The following is a 14,940-nucleotide window of genomic DNA, read 5'->3' as shown; positions in this document are numbered from 1 at the left end:
AAACAAGAATGAAAAAGTATCTATATTTTATATTGTTGGCTTTGCTCACTATACTTCCTGTAAAAGCGCAGAGCCTTATGAACAATACCTTGAATTTGTCCGACGTGTCTTTGTGGCAACAAGGTAATACATTGTCTGTCACCATGAAGCTTGACATGCAGAAGTTGACTATCAGTCCGCAACGCTCGCTTACTTTGACTCCTCTTTTGACAGATGGTCAACATAATGTTGCTCTTCAGGATATTATTATTAATGGTCGTCGTCGTCAGAAAGCATACATGCGTGGGCTTGCCATTGAGAGAAAAGCTCCTGATGCAATTGTCATTCCTTACGAAAAGAGAGAAGTGCTGACTTATACACAAGTCATTCCTTACGAACCGTGGATGGCGAATGCCGCTTTCAATTTAGTAGAGAATCTTTGTGGTTGCGGTAATGCTAATGAAATGATTGCTCAGGAACTAATAACAAATGATGTTTCTACAGAAGCCAAGCGTCTGGCTGCCATGATGCCGATAGTTGCCTTTATTCAACCCGAAGTAGAAGTGGTGAAGATGCGTAGTGACCAGTACGAAGCTCATTTGGACTTCCCGGTGAATAAGTTTGTTATTCTTCCCGAATTTATGAATAACAAGAAAGAGCTGACAAGCATTCATGATATGTTCGACAAAATCCAGAATGACCGTAATCTGACCATAACTCAAATTAGTATTGAAGGTTTTGCTTCACCTGAAGGTCCGCTGAAGTTTAACGAACAACTTTCTCAGAAGCGTGCCGATGCTCTGAAGAATTACTTGGCAACTAACGAAAAAGTTCCTGCCAATCTTTATAAAGTAACCTTTGGTGGTGAAAATTGGGATGGTCTTGTAAAGGCTCTTGAAGCTTCATCTATGAAGGAGAAAGAAACCTTCCTGAGCATCATTAAGAATACTACAGATGATGTACGTCGTAAGAAAGAGATTATGAGCGTAGGAGGTGGCGTACCCTATCGTATGATGCTGAAAGAAATCTATCCGGGACTTCGTAAAGTGAACTGCAAAATAGACTATAGTGTAGTAAACTTTGACGTAACACAAGGACGTTCCATCATTCTGACCGATCCGAAGTATCTGAGTTTGAATGAAATGTATCAGGTGGCCAATAGTTATCCGGCAGGCAGTAATGACTTTATCAATGTATTCGATGTTGCTGTTCGCATGTATCCGGATGATGAAGTCGCTAATCTGAATGCAGCCGCTGTATTATTGAGTCGTAAAGACGTGCGTAATGCCGAAAAATTCATGAATAAGGCGAATCGTCAGACTGCTGAATACATCAATAATATGGGTGTTTACAATTTCCTGAATGGAAATGTGCAGCAAGCCATTGCCAACTTCAATCAAGCGGCCCAAATGGGTAATAAGGTTGCCATTCGGAATCTGTCGCAATTGCAGCAGATTATGAATATGAAGCCTAACTGATAAAGGTCCTATTCTACACATGAAGTGTCTCCCCTGAGTTGTGTTGATTAATTAAAGTTCATTTTAATTAATCAACACAATTCAGGGTAAGTTATTATAAGGCCGCTTTAGTTTGAAATACCAATGAAGCGGCGCCTGCGCATCCGGCTTTATTTCCTAAGCCTGCCTTCATAATCTGAGTATTTTCGGAGCATGTATCTATCGCATATTCCAAGGCCGACTCCTTTATCTTTTGAATGTAAAATTCGCCGGCTTCGGACAATCCACCACCAATGATAACGCGTTGTGGACTGAAGATATTTATAAATCCCGCTATTCCTCTTCCCAAAAAAGAAAAGTGTTCGTTCATGCAAGCAACCGCTATAGGGAAAGATTCATGATACAACCGGACAATGAGTTCTCCATTTATTTCTGCGTCAAATTTTAATCCTTGTTTTTCGGTCGATGCGGTGAAGCGCCTGATCAATGCGGCAGTTGACGCATAATGTTCCAAACAACCTGTTGCCCCGCATGCACACTGTTCGCCGGTAGCTATCAGTGGAGTGTGTCCTAACTCAGTGCCCCGGTTGGCAAAGCCATTGAATAACTTCCCGTTGATAACAATTGCACCGCCTATCCCTGTTCCTATGGTGAGAAAAAGAAGGTCTGTACAACCTTTTCCGGCTCCATAGTTGAGTTCGCCTAAGCCCATAAGGTTGGCGTCGTTATCCTGCGAAATAGGAAGAGCGGTTCTTTTTTCAAGGATATCGGCGAGAGCAAGATTTTGCCAGCCTTTCAAGTTTTCGGCACCTCCAAGTACAATGCGATTTGTTTCGTCCATAATGCCGGGTGTACCGATGCCAATTCCTAAGATAGGATAATCGTGTTTATCGGCAAAACCCTTTGTCTCTTCTATCACTCGAACCAATTGACTGATTACAGCTTCTGCCGAAGTTTCAGCGTAAGAAGGTACTTTCCCTTCATACAGGAAATTGCCGTTGGAGTCGAGTAGACTGTATTTAATAGATGTTCCTCCTAAATCAATGCCAATGGCATATTGTTTCTGTGTCATAAAGTACATTTTTATTAAACTTAAATCCGCTACCACCGCTTTACACGTCAGTAACGGATTTAACCCTTGAAATCAATCTATAACCTATTTTGTTAAGTTTTTATATCTCTGTAAAGCTTCCAGATAATAGTAGTCCGCATAGTTCAGCGGTACGTCTATTTCTGAACCGTGGGGAAGTGAGCCGGTGGAATGCATTAGCACAAATCCCTGGTTGCCGCCTTTCACTGCCAGATAGCTGTCACTTGAAAGATTCTTCAGAATTGTTTCGGCATAGTCGAAATACTTCTTTCCGTTTGGAGCTAAAGTACTGAGCTCTAACATGGCTGAGGCTGTGATGGCAGCCGCCGAAGCATCCCGGGGAGTTGCCTCTCCTGCCGGAGCGTCATAATCCCAGTAGGGGATGCAATCGCCGTTATTGACACGTTTCATAATCATGTCGGCTATGTTCACCGCTTCTTGCAGGAAAGTAGTGTCCTTTGTTTCACGATAGCAGGAGGTGTAACCGTACACTCCCCACGCTTGTCCGCGTGACCAGGCCGATTCATCGTTTTTGCCTTGATGCGTCTGTCTCTTTTCTACTGTTCCGTCATTGTTGTAGCTTACCAGATGATAGGAAGTATAGTCGGGACGAAAGTGATTCTTCATTGTGGTTTGTGCATGTTTCACTGCTACGTCATAATATTTGGAGTCGCCCGACAACTTTGAAGCGTTGAACAGCAAATCGAGGTTCATCATATTGTCGATGATAACCGGGAAGTTCCATTCTCCGAAATCCCATGAACGGATACATCCGATTTCGGGGTTGAAGCGTGAACATAGGTTGTCGGCTGTCTCCAGTATAACGGCTTTGATTGTATCGTTGGGGGAAAGGCGAAGCGCATTTCCGTAACTGCAATTTATCATGAAACCTACATCGTGGGTATTCTTGAGGCGGCGTACCGGATTCAATAGATTGGTGTACTGCGTGGCACGGGCTTTCAGTTCTTCATCGCCGGTCATTTCATACGTGTACCACAGGCTGCCGGGAAAGAATCCACTGGTCCAGTCCTCTATGCCGCAAAGGTATTTCTGCTTTAATTTTTGGGCGGAGGGGTTAGGGTGCAAAGAATCAATGTACGACTTGTCTTCACGCTGCAACTGGCTGTCCAGGAAGTTCAAGTCATAACCCGCATACATGGAACGGGGTATCTGATTGGTGCCGGTCAGCTCCTCGGCTGTTGATTTCAGTTGGCAGGAAGCCACGTCGAGCGCATGCTCCACCCATCCGTCTTGTTTGGGAGTGTTGTTGCAAGCTGCCAGACTTAAAGCGAGGGCAGCAACGAGAATAGTATTCTTTTTCATATTCATCATAAGTTGATTATTAAAGTTTATATTCAAGATTCGGAAGTAGTCTGAGAGGCTTACAAGCTATATAATCAAAGGCTTTCAGCCTAATAAACTATTTCCGAAACTTAAATTAGTTACTTGATAACAACAGTCACATAGTAGTTTTCCGAAATGGCACGCACTTCGTATTCATCGGTCTTGATGATAGAGGTAGTATTTACATCGGTCACATCTATCTTTTTGGTCGGATCGAACGTGAGCACACGGAAAGAACCTTTCTTGCCGTTGAGCGTCTTGATGTAGATGTCCTGTACACCCTTCTTGGCATTGGGCCACGTCATTTTGTAGGCGCCGGATGCATCAGGGGGTAAGGTTTTTCCGTCTTTGTCTACTACTACATAGTCGGTGCCGCATATTAAATCTGTTACTGTCTCACCTTTTTTGGGAGGAATAGCCGAAGTATAATAATATACTTCAGGACTGTACGAGCGGGTAAATGAACTCATGAACTGGGTGGGGATAGCTATTGTTTCGCCTTGTGCCACAGAGTAAGCTACTTCGTTGTTGCCTCCCCATTGCTCGAAGCAATAATAATAGACATGTGCCAGATCAGGGTCGCCGTCTTCCCATTCGTCATGGTCGTTGCTGCATCCGGTAAACAGACATCCCATAGTAAGGATGCAAATAAGTGTGAGTTTATTGAATATCGTTTTCATATTGTTCTTTCTTTTATTAGTTATTTCCATTCCGGATTTTGTTTGATGTTACCACCTGAAGTCGCGATTTCATAAGAAGGAATAGGGTAAAGATAATCGCGTGCAGGATTGAAACTACGGCTTGCAGCCTCTTCAATGACGTAGATTCGAGGTTGGTCGTACACCTTGACATCATTATAGTTCCCATTTGTGTCAGTGAAGCGATGGTTCAGTTCTTTGTCCGTCTTGGCACTTTCGTCCGGGTTTACTAGGATGCCCAAAATTGCTTTGGGCAATACGTCTTCGGCTGTTTTCCAGCGGATGATGTCGTCGTAATGCAAGTACTCGTCTATGAACTCTACCATACGTTCGCGACGGATTTCTTCGAGCATGTTCAGACTGTTGGTCTTGACAAAAGCGTTGGACAACCGGGTGGTAAAGCCTGAACGCCGGCGAATCAAATTTACTGTTTCGTCCAGTTTCTGGTCGCTGATGTCTCCATTATACTCGTACAGTGCTTCGGCATACGATAGCAGTACTTCGGCATAGCGGATAATGATACGGTCGATAGTCTCCCTGCCGTTGGTGTCGAATTCGGAATTAAGGAAACCTTTCTTTATGGGATAGCCCGAACCACCGTAGTTGACGTTGTCGAATGGAGTGAATCCTACATTTTTATAAGCAACTTCACCGTACTTGAACACTGTCATGTCTAAACGTGGGTCACGGTTTTCAAAGGCATCGTTCATACGGATGTCTGCTTGATAGAGTGGCGACTTTTGTTTGGGCAAGCCGTCTGTATATAGGAAGTTATCTATCATTTGGCGTGTGATGGATGCGTTCATAGCTTTGGTCGATGCCTGATTGTGCATTACAATGGCATTGGATGCACCGTTAGGACCGTAAACCTTCACTAAAATGTTTTCTTTGTTTTGGCGTCCTTCGCCTTCAAAATAGAACAGCTTTTGAAAATCGGGATAAAGTTCGTGCCGTTTCTCGTTGTAAATCATGTCTTCTGCTGCGTCGATAGCTTTTTTTAAATGATTTTGGCTGTCACCTTCGGGCAGGCTGTGATACTTGATGTAAGTGCCTTCGTATAGCCCGATACGAGTCGTCATAGCTAAAGCAGCCGAGCGGGACACACGGCCCCAGTTGGCATTGTCGGCTACTTCGTCGATGTCAGGCAACCAGGTTGCGGCAAAATCCAAATCTTTGTAGCATTGTTGGATAACGATTTCACGTGAATCCTGACCACGCTTGATGTCCGGGTCGGTAGTATCATCAAATACTTTCAGAATCAAAGGCACGCCGCCATACTTCTTCAGCAGGTCGAAATAGTAGTAAGCGCGGAAGAAATAGGCTTCGGCCAACCAGCGATTCTTGATACTTTCGGAAACAGCTGCTTTCTCACCTTTGATGATGATGTTGTTGCATACGTTAATGTAGCTGTAGGGCTTGCTCCAGTCATCCGATCTTTCGGGAACGCCTCTGCTGCCCGCAGATATATCATTGGGGGTCGTTCCTACTATTTCATCGGAACGCATGTCGTGACCGTTGCCCGATAGGAATCCGGGCAGGTCTATGTATAGGCGGTTGCAAGCGCCTCTCAAGTCTGTTTCCGATTTCCAGAAGCCGGTATCGGTCAAGGTAGTTTCCGGGTATTTATCCAGTGAACAGCTGTTTAGCGCAAGTGCGCCAACAAGCAATGAAAATATAAGTTGTTTTTTCATCATGGTAATCTTTTTTAGAATGTAACATTAACTCCTACAGTCCAACTGCGGAAGAAGGGATAAAGTGATCGTGAAACATTGTTTTCGGTTTCAGGGTCTAACACAGACAGCATGTCGGTGATTTCAAACAAATCTTGTCCGGTGACGTAAACTCTCAGCTTTTCCATATACTTCTTTGAAACAGGAATGGTGTAGCCCAATGTCAAATTTTTCAAGCGTAAGTAGGATGCGTCTTGCAGCCAGCGGTCGGCAGCTTTGCTGTTAAAGTTTTCCCCTTTGTATTGGTACAGGCGTGGCCAGTAAGCGTTTTGATTTTCTTCCGTCCAGTGGTTGCGGTGAATAGTCCACGGCATTTGTTCATCTCTGTACATGGGGAACATGTCTCCACTCAGCATTACGTCCCTTTTGCCCACACCCTGGAAAATGGCTGTGAAGTCGAAGCCTTTCCATTGTGCTGAGAGATTGATTCCATAGAAGTAGCGCGGAGTAGTGTTGCCCAAGCACACCAAGTCGCCTGAATTTTCGGGAGTACCGCCTCCTACGCCAATTTGATGGTCCGGCTTGCCTTGTGCTACATATTTCACGTCACCGCCACTAATGATATTGTCATTGAATGACGAAAATCCGGGATGTTCTTCTTTATACTTGATATACTCTTCTCGGCTCGACCAGAAACCGTCTGTCTTGTAGCCCCAGATGGTATTGATGGGGTGTCCTTCCAGCAGACCGACAACTCCCGCTTTAACTACGCTGGCACCGTCGTACTTTATGAGTTCGTTTTTGCTGTCCGATACGTTGAAACCAATCTGGTAGCTGAAATCTTTGATCTGGTCTTTCCAGTTGATGTTGAAGTCCCATCCCCAAGTTTTCAGTTTGCCTACGTTCATTTTGGGCACTTTAATACCTATCTGCGAGGGCAGTTGCAGGTCGGAAAGCATCTCATTGTTGTATTTCCAGTAGTATTCAAAGCTACCGGTCAGGCGATTGTTCAAGAAACCGAAGTCCACACCGAGGTTGGTTGTTTCGATGATTTCCCATGTCTTGTCTTTAGAAGCCATGCTGGATTGGTAGAACCACTTTTCGCCTTGATAGGTTGTGGGGATGTTGTCTTGTGAGTGAGATATCAGAGGTAGGTAGTCGTACAAGCCCACTACGGCGCCGTTACCCAACTGACCCCATGATGCACGTAGTTTGAGACTACTCAGCCACTTGATGTCTTTGAACCATTCTTCCTCACTTACGCGCCATGCTGCCGATACGGAGGGGAATGCACGCCAGCGTTTGTCGGGTGCGAGTCGTGAACTTCCGTCGTAGCGTACATTGGCTTCGAGCAGGTATTTCTCTTTATAGTTATAATTGATACGCCCGAAGTATGACATCATGGCCCATGTACCGATGTAGTCGCCCAACACTGTGTTGGTAGCTTCCGAGGTATTATAATAGTTGAACGAGAAGAAATCGTTGGATAGCATGTTTTTTGCCGTAGCATTGATTTTGTCCATGCGGTAGTTCTCGTAGGAGCTTCCTGCCAAAACATTGAAATTGTGTTGGGCATCATCCAGACTGAAGCTATAGTTGGCAGTGGCTTCTAATACATCGTGGTATGAAGAGTTCTTTTCTTTATACAGCGAGTTGGCGGCATTGGCAGTTCTTCGTACCTCACCGAGGTAGTTATACCAGTTTAGTGTGCGTTCGTTGGTGTTGCGCGAGTAGTATCCGCCTCTTCTTGATGCGCTCAAGTTGATGCGCAGGTTTTTCACCAGGTCTTTGATCGTGAGTTGTGCTTTGCCCATGTACGATTCATACTTGCTTCTTTTTTCTCCACCGTTTTGCATGAGGTCGATGGGATTGTCTTGCAAGTCACCGTTGTAGGGGCTCTTGTAGTTTTCCTGCTCCGGCTGGTAGATAGATTGGCGTCCGCGATTGGTGAATAGCAGATTGAAGATGTCTGTCGATCCCCAAGCGCTTTCTGCCTGTTCATCGGACTGATACTGCACGTTGATGCTCAAATCTATATGTTTATTGATGGAAGCGTTTACTTTGGCCAATAAGTTATAGCGGTTGTAATCATCGGGACCATATTGCAGCAGACCATTCTTGTAAAAATAGTTGGCGGAGAAAAGGTAGTTCATCTTGTCACTTCCACCACTTGCTGATACGGAATGATTGTGCTGTAGCGCGAAGTTCTTCGTACCTTCCCCCAGCCAGTCCACGCTATCGAACAAGTCCCAGCGACCGTTATTCAGTGGGCGGTAGTTGAAGTTGGGATTGCCTACCCACGACGTTTTCTCAGCGTTCCACTCGGCACTACCTCTGGACTGTATGCGCGATTCGTTGATGAATGTTTGTTCTTCCCAAGCGGGAATGCGTTCGGGCATGTTGCCGGGAAGATTGAATGAAACGTAGCCGTTGTACGAAACTTTGGGTTTACCTTCGTTGCCGTTTTTGGTGGTGACAAGCACTACACCCGCCGCCGCACGTGCACCGTAGATGGCACATGATGCGGCATCTTTCAATACAGAGATAGAGGCTATGTCATCGGCATTGAGCAGTGACATATCGCCTTCTACGCCATCAATGAGCACCAACGTTTCGGTTGAGTTGACCGATGTGGCACCACGGACCTGTAAACCAGCTTTTGAGCCCGGTTGTCCGCTGCTACGTGTAATAGCTACACCCGGCATCTCGCCTTGAAGGGCGGAGAGTACATCGGTAGATGGCTTTGCGGCAATCTGCTCACCGTCGATAGCGGATACAGAACCGGACAAATTCACTTTCTTCTGAACGCCATAACCCACTACTACCACTTCTTGCAGCATTTCCGAGTCTTCGGCGAGTTTAATGGTTATTCCATTACATTCCGCGGCTTTCTTTTCAACGGTGGTATAACCGATGTATGAAAAGACGAGAACTGCCTCCGGACTTGTCTGAATATTGAAGTTGCCGTCAATATCGGTTATGACGCCGTTGGCTGTTCCTTTTTCCAGGATGGAGACGCCGATTAGAGGTTCTTTGATGGTTGCGTCAATCACCTTGCCTTTGTAGGAAGTGTTTTGTGCTACTATTCCCAAATTGCTGAGACATAGCATGCAACAAACCAATAGGAGCGATAAAAGACTCCTCTGAGATGTTTTTCCAGTCATAATAATTCTTTTAAAGAGGTTAAAAATATAATAATAAAACTTTGTTTTCATTCCATTTGCTGATGAAATTTACTTTTTGCCTGTAAATTGCATCTTCTGGTCATTCATTTCTAATGTTTTCCATTCACCGTCTATCTGGTCGTACAGCACGGAAGCATCCGCTTTCTGGCACTGATAGGCTTTGCCGTTCATTTCCGGATTCTTCTTTCCAAAGCTGAAAGTCGCTTGGCTCTGAGTGTTCCGGATGTATAGACCGGTGGGGCGTTTGGTGTTCAATTCCGCTTCGATTATCCAGTCACCGCATTGAAAACTGTTGCCTGTGCGAATTATTTCCACAGCTTGTTTTCCGTCAGTTTCTACCTGTATGACAGTCAGTATGCGGGTCTTCTTGCAGGGAGCGAAACTGGCAGTCAGTGACCAGGGACGGTTGAAGTCTTCACCCCGTACGGCAATTTGCTCGTTGGGTTCGCTGTGGTATCGGTCTGTTTGCGAAATGCTGCATGCCTGTTCGCTGAAGAGTTGTGCTACGGAAGTGAGATTTTCTTCCGTATTCTCTGTTACGAGGGTATTTGTCTTTTCGTCAATGGAGAATTTCACCGGGCTGTGCAGCAGCCAGTCCCACCGAACTGCTTTGTCGGCTTCCAGTTCATCGTAGATGACTACTTTGTCGGGATGCAGCAGGAAAATGTGACGGCGGTATTTCTTCAGCGGTGTTGGACCAAAGCCGTTTTCTACGGACTGTTCGAGTTTCTCGCTCTTAAAGTTATTTATCCACATGGGGTATTCGCTGACGCCACAGTAAGCATTCGAAGCATCGCCTAAAGCGTAGGAGATGTGTTCACCGTTGAACATGCGTGTGATATAACCATAGGCTTGGATGGTGAAGGGTTGTCCGATACCATCTACCAACAGAGTGTTCTGACCGCGAGTGTGACGATAATCCAGCAGGTTGTGTGCATCCTTGAAGTTCATATAATGCCCCACGGCACGATAAATGGCTTTTCCGCCATAGTGCAGGTTGAAGGCATTCTGATTGGAGTGTGTGTGGCTGCCCGAACCGTAGGGACTGGAATGGAAACTCAGGCTGAGGTTCCGCTTTCCATCTTTCAGGTTGGAGTTGGCAATCATCTCTCCGCTATCTTTAAACCATACGGCTTTCGGTGCATCTTTAGGTAGTTCGCTGTTAGTAGGGCGCTTCTTGCCGCTTGCCAATCGGTAGAGGCGGGTTTCGTATTCATCTTTGTATCGGTCGTTGATGGACGAGTACCAAGCGGCATAAGCATCGCCGGTGGTGCGTGCCATGAGGTCGGCAAAGGCACTACGTATGCGCAGAGGTTTCGGATTCATCTGTTCATGTCCGTCTCCGAAGCCTGCGCTGAGCGAGCTCGGTTGCCAACTGTAAGCTACACCTATTCCTGCATTCTTATACCACGGGTGTTGCATGAAGTCTGTTCCTGTGAGGTAGGAGAACAAAGTAGGTATGTAGAACAAGGACACGGCGTTGGCGCTGAAGTAAGCAGTTCCGTTGTGCCAGTTGCCATCACGGTTGAAGCCTGAGGCCGGGGCACGTGCCGTCCACAGCTCGTAACTGTATGCTAAATACTCCTTAGCCTGTGGATATTTATCGTATATCGCCAGTGAAGCCTGCAAGAGGTGACGGAATGTGAATTGCCAGAAGTGGTTGTCGAAGATGTGCACTTCTTCCTGATTAATAATATGAGGGGTGTACTGATTGAGAACCATCAGTAATATCTCTTCAATCTGTTTGCGCTCCTTTTCGGTGAAACGATTGTAGCAAGTTTCGTAGGTGCAAGCCAAGAGGTAAGCCAGTTCACCGGCTTTGAAGTCATTGTTTATCACCTTCTTGTCAACGTCTACGGCTAAAAGGCATCTGACGTTCTCTACCATTTTATTGGCATACACATCGCGTTGGAACATGGTGTAGGCGGTATTCAGGTAATCGGTATGAATATACATCAAGCCCACTTGCTGGTAGGGCGCTTTATCCATCTGATAGTTCATTGCCAACGCTTCGCGCGAATCGGCAATCATTGCTTCGAAGTCGGGATGCTGGCGCATGTTTTTGCGGGCGTTGTCCAATGAATCCCGAAGGAAGCAGTGGATGCGGGCATGCTCTTGGGGAATATTGTTCAGGAATACATCTACCGTAGGGGTGACGAATCGGGGAATATCCTCCGTAACATGGAACGTGTATGTATCGCTCCAAGGCATTGCCTCACCCGATTTACTGACCGAGCGTACGCGCCAGTACCACGTACCGTTTGCCAGTACTTGGTGCGGATTGAACATACACCAGGGGGTAGTTGAGGATAAGATACTGCTGGCGCTTTCAAATCGTTTGTCTTGCGACAAGTTGAACTGCAAGAAGTCCGACTGCTTCATCTCCTGGGGTATCAGTAGAGGAGAGGGATTGATGTATAGAGTATGGTACTGCTGTGGGAACGGCGTTTCGCGCACGTTCTCGTGAATCTGATCGGGAGTACCGGCATAGGTCAACTGCACCAAAGTGAGGCAGCACGTCAGCAGAGTCGTGAATATCTTTCTCATATATCTTTTTGTTTTAGTGATTATTACTTCTGTATCGACTTACCATTTACCCATCGTTTGTATGCACTGATCGCTCATCTCTTGCGTCTTCCATTCTCCGTTTATGGCGTCATAGAGCACAGAGGCATCGGCTTTCTTGCACGAGTAGCTTTGCCCGTTTATGATGGGACCCTTCTTTCCGTAGCTGAAGGTCGCTTTATTCTTATTATGATGAATGTACAAACTAGCCGGACGTTTAGCATTCAATTCCGCTTCAATCGTCCAATCGCCACATTGAAGCTGATTGTCTTTACGGGTTATATCCGCAGCTTGTTTTCCGTCGGCCTCTAATTGGATAATGGTCAATATACGGTTTGCTTTGCTGGGACCGAAGCTGGCAGTCAATGACCACGGATTGGTGAAATCTTCGCCACGTTCAGCGTTCTTCCGGTTGGGGGCGGCGGCGTATTGGTCAGTTTGACTAAGATTGCACGGCTGTTCACTGAAAAGGCGGGCTACGGAGGCGAACTGTTTCTCCTTATTGACTGTAACCAGAGTTGCTGTAGCTTCGTCAATCTCGAATTTCACAGGGCTGTGTAGTAACCAATCCCAACGTACGGCTTTCTCTGCTTCCAGCTCGTCGTAGATAACTACCGTGTTGGGGTGCAACAGGAAGATATGACGGCGATACTTCTTCAACGGTGTCGCTCCGAAGCCGTTTTCGGCGGATTGCTCCAGCTTGTTTTCGGCGAAGGCACGTACCCAATAGTTTATTTCGCTGATGCCACAATAAGCATTGGAAGCGTCTCCTAAGGCGTATGACAAGTGGTCGCCGTTAAACATACGTGTGATGTAACCGTTGGCGAGTTGCGTAAAGGGTTGTCCGATGCCGTCTATTAATAAGGTATTGTATGCGCGGGTGTTGCGATAAGACAATAGATTGTGCGGATCATCGAATTTCATGTAGTTACCTACGGCACGGTAAACAGCTTCTCCACCATAATGCAGGTTAAAAGCGTTTTGGTTGGAGTGGGTGTGATTGCCCGAACCGAATGGACTGGAATGGAAGCTCAGACTGATATTCCGCTTTAAGTCGTTCAAGTCACTGTTGGCTATCATTTCGCCACAATCTTTAAACCATACGGCTTTGGGGGCATCGGTGGGCAGGGAGGCTTGTGCAGGGCGTTGCTTTCCGCTTGCCATGCGATAGAGACGTGTTTCGAATTCGTTTTTGTATCGGTCGTTGATAGATGAATACCAAGTGGCATAGGGATCGCCCGTGTTGCGGGACATGAAATCGGCAAAGGCGCTACGGATGCGCAGAGGCTTACTGTTGGTATTCTCATGGCCGTCGCCAAAACCGTTGCTCAGTGATCCCGGTTGCCAGCTATAGGCTATGGCTAAACCGGCGTTTTTGTACCACGGGTGTTGCATGAAGTCCACTCCCGTGAGGTGACTGAACAAGGTAGCCGTATATGCCAGACTGATGGCGTTGGCACTGAAGTAGTTTGTACCGTTGTGCCAGGCTCCGCTGCGGTTGAAGCCGGAGGCGGGGGCACGGGAGGTCCAGAGTTCGTAACTGTACTCCATATATTCTTTTGCCAAAGGATATTTATCGTATAATACCAAAGCCCCTTGCAGGAAATGGCGGAAAGTGAACTGCCAGAAGTGTTCGTCGAAGAACATGTTTTCCTCGCGTCCCAATATGCGTGAAGTGTAGTATTGGGTTAGCGTATTCATAATAATGGTTTCTATCTGTTTCCGTTCTTCGGGAGTGAAGCGGTCCGGGCAGTTATCGTAGGTGCACGCCAGTGTATATACCAGTTCGCCGGCATTGAAGTCATTGGCTATCACTTTGGGGTCTGGTTCGGTGGAGAGCAGACAGCGCACGTTCTTTACCATTTTATCAGCATAGAGGTCACGTTGCAACATTTGGTAGGCAGTGTTCAGTTTGTCGCAGTCGGCAGCCATCAAGGTTATTTGGTTGTAAGGCTTGGTGTCGTTGCTGTAGTCTATGCTCAGTGCGTTGCGGCCTTCGTCTATCATGGCTTCGAATTCAGGATGCGAGCGTACTTGCTTGCGCGCTTGTTCCATATTGTCTTTCAGGAAACAGAAGATACGCGGATATTCTTTGGGTGCATTTTCCATGAATACGCTGAACGGGGGCGTAGCGAATCGGGGCGTGTCATCGGTCACCGTGAAACTGTACGTCTCACTCCAAGGCATTTCTTCGCCCGACTTGCTGATGGAGCGGAAACGCCAGTACCACGTGCCGGAGCTGAGCGTCTGATGTGGATTGAACACGCACCAAGGCACGGGCTTGGATAGGATATTGTTGTTACCTTTAAAGTCTTTGTTTGGTGATAGGTTGAATTGCAAGAAGTCCGATTGCTTCATGGCAGGTGGAACAAGCAACGGAGCGGGATTCAAATAAATGACATGCTCCTGCTGCGGATAAGGCACTTTCCGAATGGGATTGTTAGCGTGCAAATGGGTTAGCATTGTGCACAATATAACAAAGGTAGTGAATAGAGTTTTCATAATATGCTTTTGATATTTTGTTCGTCAGCAAAGGTAGCGGATAGGCAAATAGGGGGCTTATAGGGTGGTGTAAACGTATTATAATGTGATACAAAAGGATGGTATTTGTGTCCATTTGGCTGATAAAATAGTCTAAAACCAAAGAAGAAGAGGTATGTGAACTGACGTGAGTTGTCAAGAGCAGATTTACGAAAGATTAACCGAGTGAGGCTACAGCCTCTCGTTTGTGCCATCAAAACAGATGATGTGTTTGCTCTGAATGGACTATCTATTTACCCCAAACGCATCATCTGTTTACTCTGAACGGACCATCTGTTTTGCCACACCTTACTGTCCGGAATGCCGAGGATTTTTGCCAAACTCACAGAGGTTTTCAAGGCAAATGGCTGGCATTTTACCTGCTGAAACGTCACGTTTAGGGAGCTAAAGTGCAGCATTAGGTGAGCAAAC

8 protein-coding genes are annotated in these 14,940 nt (G+C 46.3%); 1 reads left to right on the top strand and 7 read right to left on the bottom strand.

All coding sequences use genetic code 11. The features are described 5' to 3' along the window. Positions 1-8: 8 nt before the first annotated feature. Entirely contained in the window at positions 9-1,457 is a 1,449-nt protein-coding gene (locus Q1W14_RS11460) for a DUF3868 domain-containing protein (RefSeq protein ID WP_300701577.1), read from the top strand. A 94-nt stretch (positions 1,458-1,551) separates the two neighbouring features. Here Q1W14_RS11460 and Q1W14_RS11455 read toward each other — a convergent pair whose 3' ends face one another. The 7 genes from Q1W14_RS11455 to Q1W14_RS11425 all read right to left on the bottom strand — a co-directional run bounded on the left by Q1W14_RS11455 (position 1,552) and on the right by Q1W14_RS11425 (position 14,490). Then, positions 1,552-2,508, bottom strand: coding sequence for an ROK family protein (locus tag Q1W14_RS11455; protein WP_300701575.1), 957 nt, complete (start codon positions 2,506-2,508; stop codon positions 1,552-1,554). Between the two features lie 84 nt (positions 2,509-2,592). Beyond that, the gene (locus Q1W14_RS11450) at positions 2,593-3,858 is read right to left on the bottom strand and encodes a DUF4995 domain-containing protein (RefSeq protein ID WP_300701573.1); all 1,266 of its coding nucleotides are present in this window, start codon (positions 3,856-3,858) and stop codon (positions 2,593-2,595) included. Between the two features lie 110 nt (positions 3,859-3,968). After that, positions 3,969-4,550, bottom strand: coding sequence for a hypothetical protein (locus Q1W14_RS11445; RefSeq protein ID WP_300701571.1), 582 nt, complete (start codon positions 4,548-4,550; stop codon positions 3,969-3,971). Positions 4,551-4,570: 20 nt separating this feature from the next. Beyond that, complete coding sequence (locus Q1W14_RS11440) at positions 4,571-6,262, bottom strand: RagB/SusD family nutrient uptake outer membrane protein (RefSeq protein ID WP_366945756.1); 1,692 nt, start codon at positions 6,260-6,262, stop codon at positions 4,571-4,573. 11 nt (positions 6,263-6,273) lie between these two features. Beyond that, complete coding sequence (locus tag Q1W14_RS11435) at positions 6,274-9,402, bottom strand: TonB-dependent receptor (protein WP_300701569.1); 3,129 nt, start codon at positions 9,400-9,402, stop codon at positions 6,274-6,276. Between the two features lie 69 nt (positions 9,403-9,471). After that, complete coding sequence (locus Q1W14_RS11430; protein WP_300701568.1) at positions 9,472-11,970, bottom strand: DUF4962 domain-containing protein; 2,499 nt, start codon at positions 11,968-11,970, stop codon at positions 9,472-9,474. Between the two features lie 39 nt (positions 11,971-12,009). After that, positions 12,010-14,490 (bottom strand): DUF4962 domain-containing protein, encoded by a 2,481-nt coding sequence (locus tag Q1W14_RS11425; RefSeq protein ID WP_300701566.1) that lies wholly within the window; start codon positions 14,488-14,490, stop codon positions 12,010-12,012. Positions 14,491-14,940 lie beyond the last annotated feature (450 nt).

Source organism: Bacteroides sp., from assembly GCF_030151085.1.
In the GTDB taxonomy this organism is placed as follows: Bacteria; Bacteroidota; Bacteroidia; order Bacteroidales; family Bacteroidaceae; genus Bacteroides.
This window is presented reverse-complemented; position numbering and strand designations above follow the sequence as displayed.

Coding starts and splice junctions, on each gene's coding strand:
- Q1W14_RS11425 (WP_300701566.1), bottom strand. CDS start 14,490: ATGAAAACTCTATTCACTACCTTTGTTATATTGTGCACAATGCTAACC.
- Q1W14_RS11440 (WP_366945756.1), bottom strand. CDS start 6,262: ATGATGAAAAAACAACTTATATTTTCATTGCTTGTTGGCGCACTTGCG.
- Q1W14_RS11460 (WP_300701577.1), top strand. CDS start 9: ATGAAAAAGTATCTATATTTTATATTGTTGGCTTTGCTCACTATACTT.
- Q1W14_RS11435 (WP_300701569.1), bottom strand. CDS start 9,402: ATGACTGGAAAAACATCTCAGAGGAGTCTTTTATCGCTCCTATTGGTT.
- Q1W14_RS11455 (WP_300701575.1), bottom strand. CDS start 2,508: ATGACACAGAAACAATATGCCATTGGCATTGATTTAGGAGGAACATCT.
- Q1W14_RS11450 (WP_300701573.1), bottom strand. CDS start 3,858: ATGATGAATATGAAAAAGAATACTATTCTCGTTGCTGCCCTCGCTTTA.
- Q1W14_RS11445 (WP_300701571.1), bottom strand. CDS start 4,550: ATGAAAACGATATTCAATAAACTCACACTTATTTGCATCCTTACTATG.
- Q1W14_RS11430 (WP_300701568.1), bottom strand. CDS start 11,970: ATGAGAAAGATATTCACGACTCTGCTGACGTGCTGCCTCACTTTGGTG.